This is a genomic window from Methylobacterium hispanicum (assembly GCF_022179285.1).
In the GTDB taxonomy this organism is placed as follows: Bacteria; Pseudomonadota; Alphaproteobacteria; order Rhizobiales; family Beijerinckiaceae; genus Methylobacterium; species Methylobacterium hispanicum.
In genome coordinates, this window is sequence record NZ_BPQO01000003.1 from 109,535 (window position 1) to 128,524 (window position 18,990).

Here is an 18,990-nt window from a genome sequence, read left to right on the forward strand (position 1 = left end):
TCTCCGCACCAGATCGACGGCGCAAGCGCGGCCGTTCGACTTCCTCGTGTCCGGTCCGGACTGAGCCGTAACTGCAGGGCGTTGCCGCAGCCGCGTGGCGCGAACGCGCCCGTGCGACAGCGACAGGTGCCCATGCAACAGGTAGCCCACCCGCGTCAGGTTCCCCGGCATGCCGGCCTCCCGCAGGGGCCGCTGCCCCTTCCCGGGGACGATGCGACCCATCCCCTGGCCGAGCGGTTTCGCGATTTCATCCGAAACCCGCCCTTCCCCTGCGTCGGGGCCAAGTCCGCCCTCACCCGCGGGCGCCTGCGCATCGCGGTCGCGCGCGACATCACGGGCGGCCAGGACGACGCGCGCCTCTACGGGGCGCTCCTCGCCTTCCTGGGCCGCTACAAGGCGCGGCCCGACCTGTTCCAGAGCTTCGCCGTGGTGTTCGAGGGCCCGCACGACCTCTCGGAGGAGACCTTCGAGGGCGCGCTCTGGGCCCGCGCCCAGGCGCTCGCCGACCAGGATTGCCGCATCGGCCACGCCGCCGACCCCCGCGTCGCCGACGATCCGGACGACCCGCACTTCTCCTTGAGTCTCGCGGGCGAGGCCTTCTTCATCGTCGGCCTGCACCCGCGGGCGAGCCGGCTCGCCCGCCGCTTCGAGGCGCCCGTCCTCGTCTTCAACCTGCACGACCAGTTCGAGCGGCTGCGCGCGGAAGGGCGCTACGAGCGCCTGCGCGAGACGATCCTGGCCCGCGACGTCGATCTGGCGGGCTCCGTCAACCCGATGCTCGCCCGCCACGGCGAGCGCTCGGAGGCGGTGCAGTACAGCGGCCGCGCGGTGCCGGCCGACTGGGCCTGCCCGTTCCGGCGCGGCGCGCCCGAGCCCGCCGACTGGGCGGCGGTGGCCCGGGATCTCGGCGCGGGCGCCTTCGACGCGCGCCGTCTCGCCGAGGCTGCGGGCCCGGATGCCGAAGGCGAGGGTCAGAAGCCGTGAGCGCGCCCTGGACCTCGGACGACGCCCTCGTGGCGCTGGTGGCCGCCCTGCGCGCCCGGGACTACGCCTTCACCACGGTGACGCCCGCCACCCACGCGCACGTCGCCCGCCGCATGGGCGACGCGCCCGCCCGGTCGCTGCGCGACGTGTTCGGCTGGAGCCGGCCCTTCGCCGAGGATCTCGTGCCGCCGGACCTCTTCGGGCTGATGCGCGAGGCCGGGATCCTCGCGCGGGCGGGCGACCTCTGGCGCGCCACGATCCGCCTGTCGAGCCTCGATGGGGAACTCTTCGTGCACGCGGCCTACCCGCCCACCGCCCAGGACGCCGTGTTCTTCGGGCCCGACACGATGCGCTTCGTGGCGTCCGTGACCCAGTATCTCGCGGGGCGCGAGGCACCGGTGCGGCGGGCGGTCGATGTCGGCTGCGGCAGCGGGGCGGCGGGCATCGCGGTCGCCAAGCGGGCGCCCGGCGCCGAGGTGCTCCTCGTCGACGTCAACCCGAACGCGCTCGCCGCTGCGGCGCTCAACGCCCGGCTCGCGGGCGTCACCGGCACGGTGCCGGTGTCGAGCGACCTCCTCTCGGGTACCGAGGGCCGCTTCGACCTCGTGGTCTCGAACCCGCCCTTCATGCTCGACGCGCAAGGGCGCACCTACCGGCACGGCGGCGGCGCGTTCGGCGAGGGCCTGTCGCTCGCGGTCGTCGAGGCGGCGGCCGAGCGCCTGAACCCGCGCGGCGCCCTGGTCCTGTTCACGGGCTCGGTCATCGTCGAGGGCGAGGATCCGTTCCGCGAGGCGGCGCTGACGGCCTGTGCCCGCGCTGGCCTCTCCGCCCAGTACCGGGAATACGATCCGGACGCCTACGGCGAGGAACTGGCGGACCCGGCCTACGCGCGGGCCGACCGCATCGCGCTGGCCGTCCTCGTCGCGACCCGGGAGGGCTGAGGCGTGGCGGACGCGGCTCGCGAGGCCTTCGCCCGGGCCGTGCGCGCGGGGCTCTCGGCCCGGCCGCGGACGCTGCCCGGCACCTGGCTCTGGGACGAGGCCGGCTCGGTCCTGTTCGACCGGATCTGCGACAGCCCCGACTACCACCCGACCGGCCGCGAGACCGCGCTCCTGCCGGCGGTGGCGTTCGAGGTCGCCGGGCTCGTCGGTCCCCGCGCCAGCGTGGTCGAGTACGGCAGCGGGGCGAGCCGCAAGGTGCGCACCCTGCTCGACGCCCTCGACCGGCCGGCCCGCTACCTCGCCCTCGACATCTCCCGCGACTACCTCGCGGCCTCGGTCGCCCGGCTGGCACCGGACTATCCCGCGGTCGCGATGACGCCGGTCTGCGCCGATTACGGCGGCCCGGTGCGCCTGCCCGTCAGGCTCGACGACGGGCCGGTGCTGGGCTTCTTTCCCGGCACCAGCATCGGCAACTTCGCGCCCGATGCAGCGCAGGGTCTGCTCGCCCGCATCCGCGACACGCTCGGGCCCTCGCGCCTCCTCGTCGGAGTCGACCCGACCCGGGACGAGGCCCGGCTCTACCGGAGCTACGGCGGCGACCTGATGGCCGCGTTCCACCGCAACATCCTGGTGCGGATGCGGCGCGAACTCGGCGCGGATCTCGACCCGGAGGGCTTCGCCCACGCGGTGCGGGTCGAGCCCGAGCCGTTCCGGGTCGAGGCGCGCCTCGTCGCCCGGGGTGCGCAGACGATCCGGCTGGACGAGGACGCATTCGTCTTCGCGGACGGCGAGAGCGTCCGCACCGACACCTCGCACAAATACCCGCCCGACGCCTTCCGGGCGCTCGCCGAACGGGCCGGCTGGCGGCCGGAGCGCGTCTGGCTCGACCCGGACGGGCTGTTCAGCCTGCACCTGCTGCGGACCGAATGACGCAACCCTTGCGTGCATCGCTTCGGAAACTTGGCCGCACCGCGAAGCGCTGACTTCCGGACGACCCCTTCGTGCCGGTCCCGGCACGCCACCCCGAGGAGACACCAGCGATGGCTCTCGACACCCGCGCGATCTACATCACCGCGCTCAAGAACACCCACGCCCTGGAGATGCAGGCGCTTCAGATCATGGAGCGGCAGATCGAGCGGCTGGAGCGCTACCCCGAGATGGCCGACGCGCTGCGCCGCCACGTCGAGGAGACCCACGGCCAGCGCCAGCGGCTGGAGGAGGCGCTGGGCAGCCTGTCGGAGAGCCCCTCCACCATCAAGGAGGGCATCCTCGGCTTCGTCGGCAACATGATGGCGCTCGGCCACACCCCGGCCCAGGACGAGATCCTGAAGAACACCTACGCCAACCACGCCTTCGAGAACTTCGAGATCGCGGCCTACACCTCGCTCCTCACCATCGCGGACGCCGCCGGCCAGGGCGCGCACAACGCCGGCTTCCAGCAATCGCTGCGCGAGGAGCAGGCGATGGCCCAGCGGGTGAACGAGCTGATCCAGCCGACGACGCTGCGCTACATCGAGCTGACCACTGCGGGCGAGAAGGCCGACCGGTGAGCGTGCTCGGGGGGACCACGCGGCGGCCGCCGCTGGCGCGGCAGGTCGTCGTCGTCACCGGCGCGTCGAGCGGCATCGGGCTCGCCACCGCCCGGATGGCGGCGGCGCGGGGCGCGCGGGTGGTGCTCGCCGCCCGCAGCGCCGACGCGCTCGCCGAGATCCGCGCCGGGATCGAGGCCGCCGGGGGACAGGCGATCGACGTGCCGGCCGATGTCGGCGTGCGGGAGGATGTGGAGCGGATCGCGGCCCGCGCGGTCGAGGCCTTCGGCGGCTTCGACACCTGGGTCAACGTCGCGGGGCTGACGATCTACGGGCCGCTGGGCGCGGTCAGCGACGCCGACCACGAGCGCCTGCTCCGGACCAACCTCTGGGGCACGGTGCTGGGCTCGCTGGTCGCCGTCGATCATTTCCGCAGCCGCGGCGGGGGCGGGCTGATCAATCTCGGCAGCGTCGCCTCCGACCTGCCCTTCCCGTTCCAGGGCATGTACGTGGCGAGCAAGCATGCGGTGAAGGGCTTCACCGACGCGCTGCGCATGGAACTGCTGCAGGAGGGGCTGCCAATCTCCGTCACCCTGGTGAAGCCGGCCTCGGTCGACACCCCCCTGCCCCAGCGCGCCCGCAACTACATGGAGCGCGAGCCGACCCTGCCGCCACCGGTCTACGCGCCGGAGGTGGTGGCCCGCGCCATCCTGCACGCGGCCGTGCATCCGCAGCGGGACATCTATATCGGCGGCGCCGCCAAGCTGATGGCCGCCACCAAGGAGTTCGCACCCGGCGCCTTCGACTACCTCGCCCCCGCGATCACCGCCTTCCAGAAGCGATCGCGGCCGCCGGAGCATCCGGAAGGCGCCCTGCACGCGCCCGTCCGGGCCGGGGAGGTGCGCGGCGGGCAAGGGGCTCTGGTGCTGAACTCCAGCGCCTACACCCGGGCGAGCCTGCACCCGCTGGCACTCACCGGGCTCGCGGCGGCGGGGCTCGCGCTCGGCGCCGCGACACTGCTGGGGGCCCGTCCGCGGCGGCGGCGCTGAATGGCGGCCGATCCCGCGCCGGCGCCCGACCCATTCGGCGCTCCCGCCCCGCGCCGCTTCCTCGACCTGCCGGGCTTCCCGCGCATCGCCTACGCGGAGGCCGGCGCCGGGCCGCCGCTGATCCTCGTGCACGGCGCCCTGGTGACGCTCGACGACATGTGGCTCGGGCCGATGGCCGCGCTCGCCCGGCACTTCCGGGTCGTGGCGATCGACCGGCCCGGCCACGGCGAGAGCGGGCACGGCCGGCCCGCGGACGCCTCGCTCTGGCGGCAGGCCGACCTCGTTCTGGCCGTCGCCGACGCGCTCTCGCTGGAGCGCCCGGTCGTGGCCGGGCACTCCTTCGGCGGGGCGGTGGCGCTCGCCTGCGGGCTCGCAGCGCCCGAGCGGATCCGCGGCGTCGTGGCGATCGCGCCGATCGCCTTCCCGGAGCCCAGGCTGGAGCAGGTGCTGTTCGGGCCGCGCGCGGTGCCCGTCGTCGGACCGCCGCTCTCGCGGGCGCTCGCCCCGGCGGACGCGGTGCTGCTGCCGCTGCTCTGGCGGGCCCTGTTCCTGCCCCGCGCCATGCCGGAGACCTTCGCGCGTCGCTTCCCATTCGCCCTCGCGGGCCGGCCGGACCGGCTGGTCGCGGACGGCGAGAACGCCAACCTGCTCTGGACCGACCTCGCCCGCAGCGCGGCGCTCTACCCGCTCTGCCGGGCGCCGGTCCACATCCTGTCGGGCAGCGGCGACATCGTCACCAACCAGACGCTGCACGGGCGCGGCGCCGCCCTGCTGATCCCGGGCGCGCGCCTGCACTGGCTGCGGGGCGAGGGCCACATGCTCCACCATTTCCGACAGGACGCGGTGGTAGAGGCGGCGCTGGCGATCGCCGCATAGGGTCCTGGGATCCCAAAGGGCCCGAGGCCCTTTCGGCGCCTCAAGGCGCTGCAGGCGGGGTCCGGGGCGCGCAGCCCCGGGATCGGCTTCTCCGACCCGGCAAAGCCGGGTCGGAGAAGCCGAATGCAGGGTTCCACCCTGCACCCGCGAAAGGCCTCGGGCCTTTCGAAACCGGGACTTCACGCCGCTTCCAACGCGGGCGTCTCCAAATCGTCGGCCGGGCCGAAGAACTCGTAGCGGATCCGCTCCGCCGGGACGCCGCGGGCGGCGAGTCCGTGCGTCAGGGCCGCCAGGAAGGGCTTCGGCCCGCACAGGTAGAAGGTCGCCCCCGCGGGCGCGGCCTCGGCGAGCCAGCCGGCCGTGATCAGCCCCCGGTGCTCGTCGGCCCCGAGCGGCGCATCAGCCGCCAGACCCTCGTAGAAGGTCGCGAGCGTGAGGCCCGGCGCCCGCTCGACCAGGGCCCGCAGCTCCGCCGCGAAGGCGTGGCTGCCGCGGTCCCGGGTGCCGTGCGCCCAGAGGACCGGGCGCGCGGGGGTCTCCGCGGCCAGCGTCTCGGCCATGCTCAGCAGCGGGGTCAGGCCGACGCCGCCGCTCGCCAGCACCACCGGGCCCTCGCCCTCCAGCACGAACTCGCCCGCGGGCGCTGCCACCGCCAGCACCGTGCCGGTCCCCGCCTCGGCATGCAGCCAGTTCGAGACGATGCCCTCCGGCAGGCCCGTCCGACGCTCGCGCTTCACGCTGATCCGGTAGGCCCGCGCGTTCGGCGCGCAGGAGATCGAGTAGTTGCGCGTCAGGGTGGGCCCGCCCGGCAGCGCGACGCGGAAGCCCAGATACTGCCCCGGCCGGTGCGGCATCACCGGCCCGCCATCCGCCGGCACCAGCCAGAACGAGCGCACCTCCGCGCTCTCGTCGCGCACGGATTCCACCCGGAAGGCCCGCCAGCCGGTCCAGCCGCCAGGCGCCGCCGCGTGCGCCCGGTAGAGTGCCGCCTCGCGCCCGATCAGGATCTCGGCCAGGCACCAGTAGGCCTCGCCCCAGGCGGCGCAGATCTCGGGCGTCGCCGCCTCGCCCAGCACGTCGCGGATCGCCGCCAGCAGCGCGTCGGCGACGTGCGGATAGTGCTCGGGCAGGATGTTGAGCGCGACGTGCTTCTGGGCGATGCGCTCGACCGCTCCACCCAGTACGCCGAGGTCGTCGATGTGGCGCGCGTAGGCCAGCACGGCCTGGGCGAGCGCCTTCGGCTGCGAGCCGGTCTCGCCGTGATGCGACTGGTTGAACAGGTCGCGGATCTCGGGATTCTCGAACAGGCGCTCGTACATGCGGCGGGTGATGGCGAGGCCGTGGGCCTCCAGGGCCGGCACGGTGGCCTTGATCAGCGCGACGGTGGCGGGTTCGAGGGGCTCGGGCATGGTCGCCTCAGAAGGTGCATCGACGATGCATCTTTAAGGACCGCGTCAGGGGCGTGCAAGACAAAGGTGTACCGATGATGTATCTTTTCGGCGTCCGGATCCCCGCATGCGCCTGACCCGCTACACCGACTACGCCCTGCGCACCCTGATCTATCTCGGGCTGAACGAGCCGCGGCAGAGCTCGATCGGCGAGATCGCGCGCGCCTACGGCATCTCGGAGAACCACCTGACCAAGGTGGTGCACCAGCTCGGCCGGCTCGGGCTGGTCCGCACGATCCGGGGCCGGGGCGGGGGCCTGAGGCTGGCGCTCGACCCCGCCGAGATCGTGGTCGGCGCGGTGGTGCGGCAGACCGAGGAGGATCTGGCGCTGGTCGCGTGCTTCGCGGGCGGCGCCTGCGCGATCACGCCGTCCTGCCGGCTGCGGCGGGCGCTGGGCGAGGCGCTGGCCGCCTTCCTCGCCGTGCTCGACGGCTACACCCTGGCCGACCTCCTGGGGGGCGGCGACGGGGCGGCGGTCGCACTGATGCTGGGATTGGCACCGCCGGAGCCGGTGTGATCCGCTAATCGAGGCAGAGCCGGAAATAGAGCTGTCGCACCCGCTCCATGGCCTCCCGGTCCTCGCCCCGGGCGGGGCTCAGAAGCTCCGGGCCATCGGGCACGCGGCCGAAGGAGGCCCCGGCGAGATCGGCCACGAAGCCGCGCGGCCCTCCGTAGAGCCCCTGCCGGTTCCTGACGTCGACCGAGCCGCAGATTGCCCCGCCCTCGGCCCGGCGCAGCTCGGTGACCCGCGCCTCCGGGCTGTTCAGGTTCCGCCCGACCAGATCGAGCACCGCGCGGGTGTCCGCGGGCCCGATCCGGGCTCCGGAGCCGTCCTCGACGGTCTGGCCGCGGGCGGTCGCGGGCAAGCCGAGACCCGCGCTCAAGACGAGCAGCGTGACGGCGAGTGCGGCGCGCTTCATCGTGATCCTCCCCGTTCGGCCGGATTCTCGGCGAGCACCTCGGCATCCGCAAGCCGCGGGCGGCATCGTGTCCCCGGCGCCCCGCCGGCCCCGAAAGCGGTGGCCGCTGCCGGCCCCGGGCTCGACCCCATCGGCGCCAGGGACTAGCCTCCGGCCCCATGCCCCTCGTGCCCCCGCCCCCGCGCGCCGCCTCGCGCCCGCCGGAACCCACCGCCACCGACGTGCCCTCCGCGCGGGTGCTCGCCGCCAACCAGCCCGAATGGTCGGTCGGCGACCTCGCCGCGGCGCTCAAGCGCACCCTGGAGGACGCCTTCGGCCATGTCCGCCTGCGCGGCGAGATCTCGGGCTATCGCGGCCAGCACGGCTCGGGCCATGCCTACTTCTCCCTCAAGGACGGGCAGGCGCGCATCGACGCGGTGGTCTGGAAGGGCGTGTTCGGGCGCCTGCGCCAGAAGCCGCAGGAGGGGCTGGAGGTGGTCGCCACCGGGCGCATCACCACCTTTGCCGGCAAGTCGTCGTACCAGATCGTGGTCGAGAGCCTGGAGCCGGCGGGCCTGGGCGCCTGGATGGCGCTCCTGGAGGAGCGCAAGCGGGTTCTGGCGGCCGAAGGGCTGTTCGACCCCGCGCACAGGAAGCCGATCCCCTACCTCCCCCGGGTCGTCGGTGTCGTCACCTCGCCGACCGGCGCCGTGATCCGCGACATCCTGCACCGGCTGGCGGACCGCTTCCCCCGCCCCGTGCTGGTCTGGCCGGTGCGGGTGCAGGGCGAGGGCGCGGCCGAGGAGGTCGCGGCCGCGATCCGCGGCTTCAACGCGCTGGCGCCCAATGGTCCGATCCCGCGGCCCGACGTGCTGATCGTCGCCCGCGGCGGCGGCTCGATCGAGGATCTCTGGTCCTTCAACGAGGAATGCGTGGTCCGCGCCGCCCACGAGAGCCGGATCCCGCTGATCTCGGCGGTCGGCCACGAGACCGACACCACGCTGATCGACTACGTCTCCGACCGCCGCGCACCGACGCCCACGGGGGCGGCCGAGATGGCGGTGCCGATGCGCGCAGAGCTCGTCGCGACCGTGCACGATCTCGGCGGGCGCAACCACGGCGCTGTGCTGCGCCGGCTCGACCGCGACCGCGCGGACCTCCGGGCGGCGGCCCGCGCGATTCCCCCCGCCGACGCCTTCCTGGCGGGCAAGCGCCAGCGCCTCGACCTCGCCGAGGCCCGCCTCGCGCCGGCGCTGGCCGCGGGCGCGCGCGGCCACCGCCAGCGCCTGCAGGCGCTGCTCGACCGGCTGGCGCGGCGCTCGCCCGACGTGGCGCTCGCCAACGCCCGCGCGCGCCTCGCCCGCATCGACCACCGGCCGCGGACGGCCGTGCGCAACGACCTGCTGCGCAAGGGCGAGCATCTCGGTCAGCTCGGCCGCCGCCTCGTCGTCGCCCGCGAGGCCACGATCGAGCGGGCCCGGGCACTTGAGGCGCGCCGGGCGGACCGGCTCGCCGCGGTTCTGGCCCGGCTCACCCAAGCCGGCGCCCGCACGGTCGAGCGCCGCCGCGACCGGCTCGCCGCGCTGGGCGGGCTCCTCGGCTCGCTGAGCTACCGGGCGGTGCTGGAGCGCGGCTACGTGCTGGTGCGCGACGCGGACGGTGCGCCCCTGCGCCGCGCCGCGGACGCCGCCCGCGCGCCCGGCCTCAGCCTGCAATTCGCGGACGGCACCGTGCGGGCGCGGCCGGAGGGCGCGGAGGCCGGGCCCCCTGCCCCATTCTCCGTCCTGCCCGAGCCCGACAAGGCCCCGCGCCGCGCGCCGCGCCGGGCCGCGGCCCGCGGCAAGCCCGCCGAGCCGGAGGCGCAGCAGGCCTCGCTGTTCGAGGCGTGAGGGCCGTAACGGCGGATTCACCGGCGCCCGTCAGACTCAGGGCATGACCACCGTCGCCGCGCAGGCCACCCAGATGCTCGCCGCCGCCTTCTCCCAGCAGATGGGGGTGGCGGTGGCGCGCCAGCAGATCACGGCCGATCGCGCGGTGGCCGAGCTGGTCGCCGGCGCGATCCAGTCCGCCGCGCCCCCTGCCCCGCCCGGCCAGGGCCGTGTCGTCGATACCCGCGTCTAGGCCGTCGCGACCCTCACGCCCTCCTCCGGCTGCCCGCTTCGGAGGCCGCGTCGGCCCTCGGCGCGCGTCGATAATGGTAGCGTGATACCTCCCGGTCGAAGCCGAGTCCCGCGTAGAGCGCCCGGGCCGGCGGGTTGTCGGCCACCACCTGAAGGCAGGCGGCGGTCGCACCCCGGGACCGGCCCCAGCGCATCAGCGCCGACACGACGCGCCGGCCGTATCCCCGCCCGCGGCAGGCCTCTTCCGTCGCCACCGACTCGATCACCACCAGATCCCCGTCGAGCACGCCGTAGGCCTGCGCGGCGATCGCCCCGTCCAGCCGCAGGGCCGCGCAGGCGCGCGGCAGCAGGATCGCGGCGTGCATCGCCCGGTAGACGCGCTCCGCCTCCGGATCGGACCGGTTGATCGCGGCGCGGAAGGCCAGCCACGCCGCGTCCGGCGCCTCGGCGAGGCTCACCCGATCCGCGCTCTCGGCGAGCCCCGCGAGGTCGGCCACGAGCGTCAGCGAGGCGCCCTCGGCCGCGTAGCCCCGGCGGGCCAACTCGGGGTCGAGTTCCGGCGCGAGCGAGACGATCCGGAACAGGGCCGGCCGGCCCAGCCCGCGGAAGACCGCCTCGCAGGCCGCGATTGCCGCCGCCGGGGCCGCGCGGGGGCCGCGCAGCGGGTTGACCGCGTTCGTCCGTCGGGTCGGGCCGCCGGCCGCCCGCAGCAGCCAGCCCTCGAGATGCGCCTCGCGCGGCGCCGGCCACGCGTTGCGGCAGGCCTCCTCCACGCGCCAGGCCAGATCCGCCTCGTCCATCGCCGCCCCCCTCCGTCCCGTTCCGCCGCCCGACGCCGTGACCGTCCCCGCCGCCGAAGCCCGATCCGATCCGGCCGCCGCACCCGCTTACCCGTGCCGGCCACGCCATCGGGGTTGACGCGCGTGCCGCGGTTTGCGACCGCCTGCCGCGGCACGCCTCATGCCTCACGCCGTGCGCGGCGGGCGCGGCCCCAGGCAGGTGCCCCCGAGCAGGAGCCCCCATGACCACCACGATCGACAGCGACCAGAAGCTCCACCTCGTCTTCGGCGGCGAGCTGTCGGAGCTCGAAGGCGTCCGCTTCAAGGACGTGAAGGGCCTCGACATCGTCGGCATCTTCCCCGACTACGCCTCCGCCCAGGTCGCCTGGAAGGCCAAGGCCCAGGCCACCGTCGACAGCGCGCAGACCCGCTACTTCATCGTCCACCTGCACCGCCTGCTGGAGCCGTAGGACGTATTCCATGCGTCAGGCGCATGCGGTGAACGAGAACGTTGTGACGGCAGCACGCCGCTGGTAAGAGCCGAGCCGTTCCGGCCGGGGCTCGCGCCCGTCCGGCGAGCGTCGTGTCGGGCGGCGGGTCAGGTATTCGCGAAGGCGTCCCGGAGGGATGCGCGGTGGACGCAAGTGAGGCTACGGACATGAAGTCCTCGATCAAGATCATCGCCGGCAACGCGAGCCGGCCCTTGGCCGAGGCGATCGCCGCCTACCTCGAACTGCCGCTGGCCAAGTGCATGGTCCGGCGCTTCGCCGACATGGAGATCTTCGTCGAGCTGCAGGAGAACGTGCGCGGCGAGGACGTGTTCATCGTCCAATCGACCGCCTTCCCGGCCAACGACCACCTGATGGAACTGCTGATCATGATCGACGCCGCGCGCCGGTCCTCGGCCCGGCGCATCACGGCGGTGATCCCCTATTTCGGCTACGCCCGGCAGGATCGGCGCACCTCGGGCCGCACGCCGATCTCGGCCAAGCTCGTGGCCAACCTGATCACCCGGGCCGGCGCCGACCGCGTGCTGACGCTCGACCTCCATGCCGGCCAGATCCAGGGCTTCTTCGACATCCCGACCGACAACCTGTTCGCCGCCCCCGTGATGGTGCGCGACATCAAGGAGCGGGCGGGCTCGATCCACGAGCGCATGGTGGTCTCGCCCGACGTCGGCGGCGTGGTGCGGGCCCGCGCCATCGCCAAGCGCATCGACGCCTCGCTCGCCATCGTCGACAAGCGCCGCGAGCGCGCGGGCGAGTCGGAGGTGATGAACATCATCGGCGACGTCGAGGGCCGTTCCTGCATCCTCGTGGACGACATCGTCGATTCCGGCGGCACGCTGGTCAACGCGGCGGAAGCGCTGCTCAACGCCGGCGCCAAGGAGGTCTCGGCCTACATCACGCACGGGGTGCTCTCGGGCGGCGCGGTCTCGCGCATCGCCGCCTCGCGGATGAAGGAACTCGTCATCACCGACTCGATCCAGCCGACGCAAGCCGTCAAGCTCGCCCGCAACATCCGCGTGGTGACGATCGCCCCGCTGCTCGGCGAGGCGATCGGGCGCACGGCGACCGAGTCGAGCGTGTCGAGCCTGTTCGACTAGCGGGGCGCCGCTGCCCTTGAGCCGTTCCCGATCGCGAACGGCTCAAGGTCTTCGGCTTGGCGCGCTCTCTTACGCCGAACCGGCGTCCACTTCGGCAGCGTGCGTTCTAGTGCGAAAAGTCCGGCTCCTCGCGGGCGAGGCGCCGCCGGATGCTCTCCAGGTGCAGGCGCGCGCTCTCGGCGTCGCCCGCGCGCATCTGCGCGGCGGTGCGGGCGGCGATGTCGGGCGGCACCGGCACCAGCGGGCGCCCGCTGCCCATCGCCTTCAGCTGCACCTCGGCGGCGCGCTCCAGGTAGTAGAGGTCGTCCCAGGCTTCGGCCACCGTCGGGCCGGTGACGACGACCCCGTGGTTGCGCAGGAACACCACGTCGGCCTCCCCGAGCGTCGCGGCGATGCGGTCGCCCTCGCTGTCGTCCAGGGCGAGGCCGTTATAGGCCTCGTCCACCGCGACCCGGCCGTAGAACTTCAGCGCGGTCTGGCCGGCGAAGGCCAGGGGCTCACCCGCGACCATGCTGAGCGCGGTGGCGTTCGGCATGTGGGTGTGGAAGGCGGCGCGCGCCCGCGGCAGGCGGGCGTGCAGCCGGGCGTGGATGAAGAAGGCTGTGGCCTCCGGCCGCCCCTCCCCCTCCAGCACGTGCCCGTCGAGGGAGCAGACGAGCAGGTCCGAGGCGCGGATCTCCGCGAAGGCGAGGCCGTAGGGGTTGACCACGAACAGGTCGTCGCGTCCCGGCACCACGGCCGAGAAGTGGTTGCAGATCCCCTCCTCCAGCCCGTAGCGGGCCGCCATCCGGAAGCAGGCGGCGAGGTCGGTCCGGGTCCGCGCCAGCCCGGCGCGGTCGATGCCGTCGAGGCCGGGACGGGCGGTGGCGCCGAGCGCGCGCAGTTCGTGGGCCACGGCGATGTCTCCTCGATCCCGGCTCGCTGGCCGTGCGGGCGCGCGTGCGATGCCGCGCGCCGCGGAGGAAACAGGCCTTCGGGGCTTCGCGCAAGCGGCCCGCCCCGCGCCCGGCGATTTCCGGTGCCGACGACCACGAATCGTCCGCGCGCGGCGATTGCGCCGCTCCGGCTCCCCGCCTATACTGTGGGCATCCCCCAATTTGTGGCGTGTGACGGGACGTCCGGACGATCGAGCCGGAGCCCGCGGACCGGTGCCCCCCGTCTCGGGCCGTTCCCGCGCCCGTGAACGTGGAGCTGCCCGATGTCCCAGGGTCCGCTGATGCCCAAGGCCACCGCCGTCTGGCTGGTGGAGAACACCTCCCTCGCCTTCGAGCAGATCGCCGACTTCTGCAAGCTGCACCCGCTGGAGGTGAAGGGCATCGCCGACGGCGAGGTCGCGGCCGGCATCAAGGGGCTCGACCCGATCACCACGGGCCAGCTCACCCGCGACGAGATCGAGAAGGCCCAGAAGGCGCCGCACTACCGGCTCAAGCAGGCGGTCTCGAAGGTGAAGCTGCCGGAGGTGAAGCGCACCACCAAGGGCCCGCGCTACACCCCCCTGTCGCGCCGCCAGGACCGCCCGAACGCCATCCTCTGGCTGGTGCGCAACCACCCCGAGCTGAAGGACGCGCAGATCATCCGGTTGGTCGGCACCACCAAGTCCACCATCCAGCAGATCCGCGAGCGCACCCACTGGAACTCGGCCTCGCTCCAGCCGATGGACCCGGTGACGCTCGGCCTGTGCACCCAGATCGACCTCGACTTCGAGGTTCAGCGTGCTGCCGCCGACCGCCCGGCCCATGTCCAGGCCGATGCCGGCGCCTCGCTGCTGCCGGCCGAGGTCTCGACCGCGCAGGGCTACGAGGCGGAGGACGACCATCGCCCCGGCCGCGGCGACGAGCGTCTCGATGCCGATTCGGTCTTCGCCAAGCTCAAGGGCCGGCGCAGCGAGGACGAGGACGACGAGGCGTACTGATCCGTCGTGCTCCCTCCCCCGCAGAGGGGGGAGGGTTTGTACGCCGCGATTGTCTCCAAAGCCCTTTTGCTGTAAGGAGCGCGCGTCCTCTCGGTAGGATCGCGCGCTTTTTCTATTCTGCGCGCCTCCGCGACAGCCGGCAGGACCGCCCTCGGACAGCGCATCACTGCGTCGGCAAGCCGCTCCCTCGGGATCGGTCGCCCCTCCCGTAAATCCCGGGAGCGGCCGCGGTGGACGGGGACGCATCGCAGCACGAGCCGCCGACGCCGGGCCCCGCGGGGCCCTCAGGAGACAGAATGACCGCTGGTACCGCCCTGCAGCAGAACGCCTATCGCGACGACTTCGCGGCGCTGCTCGAGGAGAGCTTCCTCCAACACGAGATCACCGAGGGGTCCGTCGTCAAGGGTCGCGTCGTCGCGATCGAGAAGGACGTGGCCGTCATCGATATCGGCGCCAAGACGGAAGGGCGCGTCGCCCTGAAGGAGTTCACCGGCCCCGGCCGCGAGGGTGAGCTCAGCGTCGGCGACGAGGTCGAGGTCTACGTCGATCGCATCGAGAACGCGCTGGGCGAGGCCGTCATCTCGCGCGACAAGGCTCGTCGCGAGGAGAGCTGGGTCAAGCTCGAGAAGGCTTTCGAAGCCAACGAGCGCGTCACCGGCACGATCTTCAACCAGGTCAAGGGCGGCTACACCGTCGATCTCGACGGCGCCGTGGCGTTCCTGCCGCGCTCCCAGGTCGATATCCGTCCGGTGCGCGACGTCACGCCGCTCCTGGGCACGCCCCAGCCCTTCCAGATCCTCAAGATGGATCGCCGCCGCGGCAACATCGTCGTGTCGCGCCGCACCGTGCTCGAGGAGAGCCGCGCCGAGCAGCGCTCGGAGCTGGTGGCCAACCTTGAGGAAGGTCAGGTCATCGACGGCGTCGTCAAGAACATCACCGAGTACGGCGCCTTCGTCGATCTCGGCGGCATCGACGGCCTGCTGCACGTCACCGACATGGCGTGGCGCCGCGTGAACCACCCGTCCGAGGTCGTGCAGATCGGCCAGACGGTGAAGGTCAAGATCATCAAGATCAACCACGAGACGCACCGCATCTCGCTCGGCATCAAGCAGCTGCTCGCCGATCCGTGGGAGGGCATCCAGGCCCGCTACCCGGTCGATGCCAAGCTCAAGGGCCGGGTCACCAACATCACCGATTACGGCGCCTTCGTGGAGCTGGAGCCGGGGATCGAGGGCCTGATCCACGTCTCCGAGATGAGCTGGACCAAGAAGAACGTCCATCCGGGCAAGATCGTCTCCACCTCCCAGGAGGTCGAGGTGCAGATCCTGGAGGTCGATCCGGTCAAGCGCCGCATCTCGCTCGGCCTTAAGCAGACCCTGCAGAACCCCTGGGAGGCCTTCTCCGAGAAGCACCCGGTCGGTTCCGAGGTCGAGGGCGAGGTCAAGAACAAGACCGAGTTCGGCCTGTTCATCGGCCTCGAGGGCGACGTCGACGGCATGGTCCACCTGTCGGATCTCGACTGGAACCGTCCCGGCGAGCAGGTCATCGAGGAGTACAAGAAGGGCGACGTGGTGCGCGCCCAGGTTCTCGACGTCGATGTCGAGAAGGAGCGCATCTCGCTGGGCGTGAAGCAGCTCGGCGGCGACCCCTTCGCCGAGGCCGGCGAGATCAAGAAGGGTCAGATCGTCACCTGCGAGGTGGTCGAGGTGAAGGATGCCGGCGTCGAGGTGAAGATCGCCGACACCGACATGCAGACCTTCGTGCGCCGCGCCGAGCTCGCCCGCGACCGCGGCGACCAGCGTCCCGAGCGTTTCGCCCCCGGCGAGAAGTTCGACGCCCGCGTCGTGCAGTTCGACCGCAAGGCCCGCCGCGTGCAGGTCTCGATCAAGGCCCTGGAGATGGCCGAGGAGAAGGAGGCGATGGCCCAGTTCGGCTCGGCCGATTCGGGTGCCTCGCTCGGCGACATCCTGGGCGCCGCCTTCAACAAGAAGCGCACCGACGAGGACTAGTCCTCGCCGCCCGCCGCCCGGCTCCGCCGGGCGGCCTCGCGCACGCCGAGCCCGTCCGGGATCCGTCCCGGGCGGGCTTCGGCGTTCCGAGGGGATCACACCCGCGACGGGTTCCGGTGCGACCCGGCGCCGGCCACGCCGTGCAACCTGCCCCGCCGACCCGCCAATCTCGGTCAAGCCTCTGGACCCAACCAAAGTTTGGGTGCAAACCGGCGCCGCTTGTGACAGCTTCGACCTGTCGGCGCCCCGACCGCGCGGTCGGGCCCGGGTGGTCGCCGAGCAGCAATCCGAAGCCGGCCCGCGGGCCTGGCGCGCGAGGGAGAGCACCATCGCATGGCCGCCGACGCCGAACTCCTGATCGACCGCAGGCGCCTGCGCCGCAAGCTCTCGCTCTGGCGGGTGCTGGGCATCGGCGGCCTCGTGGTCGCGGTCGGGGCCGTCGGCCTGCGCGCCCGCTCCGGCACGGACGGACTCGGCTTCGGCGCCGTGCGTCCGCAGATCGCCCGGGTCTCCGTCTCCGGGTTCATCGCGGGCAGCGAGGCCACCGCCAAGCTCCTGAAGCGGGTGGGCGAGGCCTCCGCCGTGCAGGGCGTGGTGGTGTCGATCAACTCGCCGGGCGGCTCGACCACGGGCTCGGAAGAGCTCTACCGCAACCTGCGCCAGCTCGCCGAGAAGAAGCCGGTCGTGGCCTTCGTGGACGGCACCGCGGCCTCGGGCGCCTACATCACGGCGCTCGCCGCCGACCACATCGTGGCGCGCGAGACCTCGCTCGTCGGCTCGATCGGCGTGCTGTTCCAGTATCCCGAGGTGTCGGGCCTGCTCGACAAGGTCGGCGTGAAGGTCGAGGCCATCAAGTCCTCGCCCCTCAAGGCCGAGCCCTCCGGCTTCGCGCCGACCTCGCCCGAGGCGCGGGCGGCGCTGGCCGCGGTCGTCGGCGACACCTACGCCTGGTTCAAGGGACTGGTGGCCGAGCGGCGCGGGATGAGCGACCAGCAGCTCGCCGCGGTCTCGGACGGGCGCGTGTTCAGCGGGCGCCAGAGCATCCCCCTCAGGCTCGTGGACGAACTCGGCAGCGAGCGGCAGGCGGTGGCGTGGCTGGAGAGCGAGCGCAAGGTGGCCAAGGGGCTGCCGGTGACGGACTGGAAGCCCCGCTCCGACTCGGATTTTGGCCTGTGGTCGGCGCTGGGCACGGGCGCGGACCTGCTCGGGCTCGGCGGCCTCGCCGGCCGGCTGCACGGGCTGGAGACCGAGACGCGGGCGCTGACCGAGGGCGGCCTGCTCGTCCTCTGGCGCCCCGCCGGCACGCCCTGAGCGCGCCGCCCAAGCCCCTCGTTCCCTCGACAAGCCCCTCGCTCCCTCGAGAAGACCGCCGCACGATGATCAAGTCGGAGCTCGTCCTCAGAATCGCCGAGCGCAATCCCCATCTCTACCAGCGCGACGTCGAGATCCTGGTCAACGCGATCCTCGACACGATCGCGGACGCTCTGGCGCGCGGGGACCGGGTGGAACTGCGCGGCTTCGGGGCGTTCTCGGTGAAGCGCCGCGAAGCGCGCAAGGGGCGCAACCCGCGCACGGGCGCGGCCGTTGCCGTGTCGGAGAAGGCCATCCCCGTGTTCAAGACCGGCAAGGAGATGCGCCAGCGCCTCAACGCCGCCGGCATCGGCGACGGCCCGGCAGAGGCCGAGTGAGGCGTATCGTGAGCCGCGTTCCCGGGGGCCGGCCCGCGGTCTGGAGAAGACGATGATCCGTTTCCTGAAAGGTCTGGTGCTGCTGCCCGTCGCCGTCCTGGTGATCCTGTTCGCGGTGGCCAACCGCGAGCCGGTGCGGCTCTCCCTCGATCCGTTCTCGCAGGTGCCGGCCTTCAGCGCGAGCGTGCCGCTCTACGCGGTGCTGTTCGCCGCGGTCGCGGTCGGCATCGTGGTCGGCGGCATCTTCGCCTGGCTCGGCCAGGGCAGCGTCCGCCGCACCGCGCGCCGGCGCGGGCGCGAGGTGCGGCGCCTGGAGGGCGAGACCGCGCGCCTGCGCACCTACGCGCCCGAGCCCGGCGCGACCGTCCCCGCGGGCGGCCTCCCCGCCCGCACCGCCCTGCCCGCGCCGCGCTGAGCGGCCCCCTCGGCCGGACCCGTCCGTTGAGCGCGCGCGTCAAAATCTGCGGGCTCTCCACCGGCGATACGCTGGCGGCGGCGCTCGATGCGGGCGCCGACCTCGTGGGCTTCGTGCATTTCCCGAAGAGTCCGCGCCATCTCGGCTGGGCGGAGGCGCGGGTGCTCGCCGCCGCCGTGCGCGGCCGTGCCGAGCGCGTGGTGCTGCTGGTCGATCCCGACGACGCCGCGCTGGCGGCGGCGGTCGAGAGCGTCGCCCCCGACCTGATCCAGCTCCACGGGCGCGAGAGCCCGGAGCGCGTCGCCGCGATCCGGCGCCTGACCGGGCGCCCGGTGATGAAGGCGCTCGGCATCGGCGAGGCCGCCGACCTCGCGCGCGTGGCGGACTACGCCGCGGCCGACCGCCTGCTGCTCGACGCCAAGCCGCCGCGCGGCGGAGACCTGCCCGGCGGCAACGGGCTCGCCTTCGACTGGTCGCTCCTCTCGGGCACCGCCCTGCCCCGGGGCTGGATGCTCTCCGGCGGGCTCCGCCCCAGCACGGTCGCGGAGGCGCTCGCCCGTACGCGGGCGCCCGCCGTCGATGTCTCCTCCGGCGTCGAGACGGCGCCCGGCGTGAAGGACCCGGGCCTGATCGCGGCCTTCATCCGCGCGGTGCGGGCGGGTGACGCGCCCGGGGACGTCGCGGCCGGCTTGGCGTCCGCACCCCGAGGGGTCTAAAGCAGGCGCAAACGGGTAC

Annotated in this window: 21 protein-coding genes; 17 read left to right on the forward strand and 4 right to left on the reverse strand. The window is 73.4% G+C overall.

The features are described 5' to 3' along the window. Nucleotides 1-192 precede the first annotated feature (192 nt). The 6 genes from gntA to MFF56_RS04515 all read left to right on the forward strand — a co-directional run bounded on the left by gntA (nt 193) and on the right by MFF56_RS04515 (nt 5,379). Entirely contained in the window at nt 193-984 is a 792-nt protein-coding gene (gene gntA / locus MFF56_RS04490) for a guanitoxin biosynthesis heme-dependent pre-guanitoxin N-hydroxylase GntA (RefSeq protein ID WP_238229620.1), read from the forward strand. Continuing rightward, nucleotides 981-1,925, forward strand: coding sequence for a methyltransferase (locus tag MFF56_RS04495; protein ID WP_066924529.1), 945 nt, complete (start codon nt 981-983; stop codon nt 1,923-1,925). Before gntA ends, MFF56_RS04495 begins: the two co-directional genes overlap by 4 nt. Nucleotides 1,926-1,928: 3 nt before the next feature. Then, nucleotides 1,929-2,855: an L-histidine N(alpha)-methyltransferase gene (locus MFF56_RS04500; RefSeq protein ID WP_238229583.1), complete on the forward strand. Its 927-nt coding sequence runs from the start codon at nt 1,929-1,931 to the stop codon at nt 2,853-2,855. 110 nt (nt 2,856-2,965) lie between these two features. Then, a complete protein-coding gene (locus MFF56_RS04505) occupies nt 2,966-3,475 on the forward strand; it encodes a ferritin-like domain-containing protein (RefSeq protein ID WP_066922319.1) in 510 nt (169 codons plus the stop codon). Continuing rightward, complete coding sequence (locus tag MFF56_RS04510) at nt 3,472-4,503, forward strand: SDR family oxidoreductase (protein ID WP_238229584.1); 1,032 nt, start codon at nt 3,472-3,474, stop codon at nt 4,501-4,503. Before MFF56_RS04505 ends, MFF56_RS04510 begins: the two co-directional genes overlap by 4 nt. Further along, entirely contained in the window at nt 4,504-5,379 is an 876-nt protein-coding gene (locus tag MFF56_RS04515; protein WP_066922321.1) for an alpha/beta fold hydrolase, read from the forward strand. It abuts the gene before it with no gap. Between the two features lie 179 nt (nt 5,380-5,558). On the opposite strand, the gene hmpA is transcribed toward MFF56_RS04515, so the two are convergent. Continuing rightward, nucleotides 5,559-6,788 carry an NO-inducible flavohemoprotein gene (hmpA, locus tag MFF56_RS04520; protein WP_066922323.1) on the reverse strand — a complete coding sequence of 410 codons (1,230 nt, stop codon included), beginning with the start codon at nt 6,786-6,788 and terminating at the stop codon, nt 5,559-5,561. Nucleotides 6,789-6,894: 106 nt separating this feature from the next. On the opposite strand from hmpA, the gene MFF56_RS04525 reads away from it, so the two are divergent. After that, nucleotides 6,895-7,344, forward strand: coding sequence for an Rrf2 family transcriptional regulator (locus MFF56_RS04525; RefSeq protein WP_066922325.1), 450 nt, complete (start codon nt 6,895-6,897; stop codon nt 7,342-7,344). 4 nt (nt 7,345-7,348) lie between these two features. On the opposite strand, the gene MFF56_RS04530 is transcribed toward MFF56_RS04525, so the two are convergent. After that, nucleotides 7,349-7,747, reverse strand: a complete 399-nt coding sequence (locus MFF56_RS04530; protein ID WP_066922327.1) for a hypothetical protein — start codon at nt 7,745-7,747, stop codon at nt 7,349-7,351. Between the two features lie 158 nt (nt 7,748-7,905). Here MFF56_RS04530 and xseA point away from each other — a divergent pair, with 158 nt between their 5' ends. Beyond that, a complete protein-coding gene (gene xseA / locus MFF56_RS04535; protein ID WP_238229585.1) occupies nt 7,906-9,615 on the forward strand; it encodes an exodeoxyribonuclease VII large subunit in 1,710 nt (569 codons plus the stop codon). Nucleotides 9,616-9,658: 43 nt separating this feature from the next. Beyond that, entirely contained in the window at nt 9,659-9,847 is a 189-nt protein-coding gene (locus tag MFF56_RS04540; protein ID WP_066926446.1) for a hypothetical protein, read from the forward strand. 13 nt (nt 9,848-9,860) lie between these two features. Here MFF56_RS04540 and MFF56_RS04545 read toward each other — a convergent pair whose 3' ends face one another. Continuing rightward, complete coding sequence (locus tag MFF56_RS04545) at nt 9,861-10,646, reverse strand: GNAT family N-acetyltransferase (protein WP_066926444.1); 786 nt, start codon at nt 10,644-10,646, stop codon at nt 9,861-9,863. A gap of 221 nt (nt 10,647-10,867) precedes the next feature. Here MFF56_RS04545 and MFF56_RS04550 point away from each other — a divergent pair, with 221 nt between their 5' ends. Continuing rightward, a complete protein-coding gene (locus MFF56_RS04550) occupies nt 10,868-11,095 on the forward strand; it encodes a DUF4170 domain-containing protein (RefSeq protein WP_066926442.1) in 228 nt (75 codons plus the stop codon). 188 nt (nt 11,096-11,283) lie between these two features. Next, entirely contained in the window at nt 11,284-12,231 is a 948-nt protein-coding gene (locus tag MFF56_RS04555) for a ribose-phosphate pyrophosphokinase (RefSeq protein ID WP_066926440.1), read from the forward strand. A gap of 106 nt (nt 12,232-12,337) precedes the next feature. Here the strand turns inward: MFF56_RS04555 and MFF56_RS04560 are convergent, their stop codons facing one another. Beyond that, on the reverse strand, nt 12,338-13,126 hold the full coding sequence (locus MFF56_RS04560; RefSeq protein ID WP_082773301.1) for an aldolase: 789 nt from the start codon (nt 13,124-13,126) through the stop codon (nt 12,338-12,340). A gap of 303 nt (nt 13,127-13,429) precedes the next feature. Between MFF56_RS04560 and MFF56_RS04565 the strand changes: the two genes are divergently transcribed. The 6 genes from MFF56_RS04565 (at nt 13,430) to MFF56_RS04590 (ending at nt 18,971) form a co-directional block, all read left to right on the forward strand. Beyond that, nucleotides 13,430-14,143, forward strand: a complete 714-nt coding sequence (locus MFF56_RS04565) for a DUF1013 domain-containing protein (RefSeq protein ID WP_066926133.1) — start codon at nt 13,430-13,432, stop codon at nt 14,141-14,143. Nucleotides 14,144-14,439: 296 nt separating this feature from the next. Beyond that, entirely contained in the window at nt 14,440-16,152 is a 1,713-nt protein-coding gene (gene rpsA, locus MFF56_RS04570; RefSeq protein WP_066926130.1) for a 30S ribosomal protein S1, read from the forward strand. Nucleotides 16,153-16,485: 333 nt separating this feature from the next. Then, entirely contained in the window at nt 16,486-17,463 is a 978-nt protein-coding gene (sppA, locus tag MFF56_RS04575; RefSeq protein WP_066926127.1) for a signal peptide peptidase SppA, read from the forward strand. A gap of 65 nt (nt 17,464-17,528) precedes the next feature. Further along, the gene (locus tag MFF56_RS04580; RefSeq protein ID WP_066926124.1) at nt 17,529-17,840 is read left to right on the forward strand and encodes an integration host factor subunit beta; all 312 of its coding nucleotides are present in this window, start codon (nt 17,529-17,531) and stop codon (nt 17,838-17,840) included. Between the two features lie 52 nt (nt 17,841-17,892). Then, nucleotides 17,893-18,255 carry a lipopolysaccharide assembly protein LapA domain-containing protein gene (locus MFF56_RS04585; RefSeq protein ID WP_238229586.1) on the forward strand — a complete coding sequence of 121 codons (363 nt, stop codon included), beginning with the start codon at nt 17,893-17,895 and terminating at the stop codon, nt 18,253-18,255. Between the two features lie 26 nt (nt 18,256-18,281). Further along, a complete protein-coding gene (locus tag MFF56_RS04590; RefSeq protein WP_066924966.1) occupies nt 18,282-18,971 on the forward strand; it encodes a phosphoribosylanthranilate isomerase in 690 nt (229 codons plus the stop codon). The last annotated feature ends 19 nt before the right edge of the window (nt 18,972-18,990 follow it).

Coding starts and splice junctions, on each gene's coding strand:
- MFF56_RS04565 (WP_066926133.1), top strand. CDS start 13,430: ATGTCCCAGGGTCCGCTGATGCCCAAGGCCACCGCCGTCTGGCTGGTG.
- hmpA (WP_066922323.1), bottom strand. CDS start 6,788: ATGCCCGAGCCCCTCGAACCCGCCACCGTCGCGCTGATCAAGGCCACC.
- MFF56_RS04525 (WP_066922325.1), top strand. CDS start 6,895: ATGCGCCTGACCCGCTACACCGACTACGCCCTGCGCACCCTGATCTAT.
- MFF56_RS04580 (WP_066926124.1), top strand. CDS start 17,529: ATGATCAAGTCGGAGCTCGTCCTCAGAATCGCCGAGCGCAATCCCCAT.
- sppA (WP_066926127.1), top strand. CDS start 16,486: ATGGCCGCCGACGCCGAACTCCTGATCGACCGCAGGCGCCTGCGCCGC.
- MFF56_RS04505 (WP_066922319.1), top strand. CDS start 2,966: ATGGCTCTCGACACCCGCGCGATCTACATCACCGCGCTCAAGAACACC.
- MFF56_RS04545 (WP_066926444.1), bottom strand. CDS start 10,646: ATGGACGAGGCGGATCTGGCCTGGCGCGTGGAGGAGGCCTGCCGCAAC.
- rpsA (WP_066926130.1), top strand. CDS start 14,440: ATGACCGCTGGTACCGCCCTGCAGCAGAACGCCTATCGCGACGACTTC.
- MFF56_RS04530 (WP_066922327.1), bottom strand. CDS start 7,747: ATGAAGCGCGCCGCACTCGCCGTCACGCTGCTCGTCTTGAGCGCGGGT.
- MFF56_RS04515 (WP_066922321.1), top strand. CDS start 4,504: ATGGCGGCCGATCCCGCGCCGGCGCCCGACCCATTCGGCGCTCCCGCC.
- MFF56_RS04585 (WP_238229586.1), top strand. CDS start 17,893: ATGATCCGTTTCCTGAAAGGTCTGGTGCTGCTGCCCGTCGCCGTCCTG.
- MFF56_RS04550 (WP_066926442.1), top strand. CDS start 10,868: ATGACCACCACGATCGACAGCGACCAGAAGCTCCACCTCGTCTTCGGC.
- xseA (WP_238229585.1), top strand. CDS start 7,906: ATGCCCCTCGTGCCCCCGCCCCCGCGCGCCGCCTCGCGCCCGCCGGAA.
- MFF56_RS04555 (WP_066926440.1), top strand. CDS start 11,284: ATGAAGTCCTCGATCAAGATCATCGCCGGCAACGCGAGCCGGCCCTTG.
- MFF56_RS04540 (WP_066926446.1), top strand. CDS start 9,659: ATGACCACCGTCGCCGCGCAGGCCACCCAGATGCTCGCCGCCGCCTTC.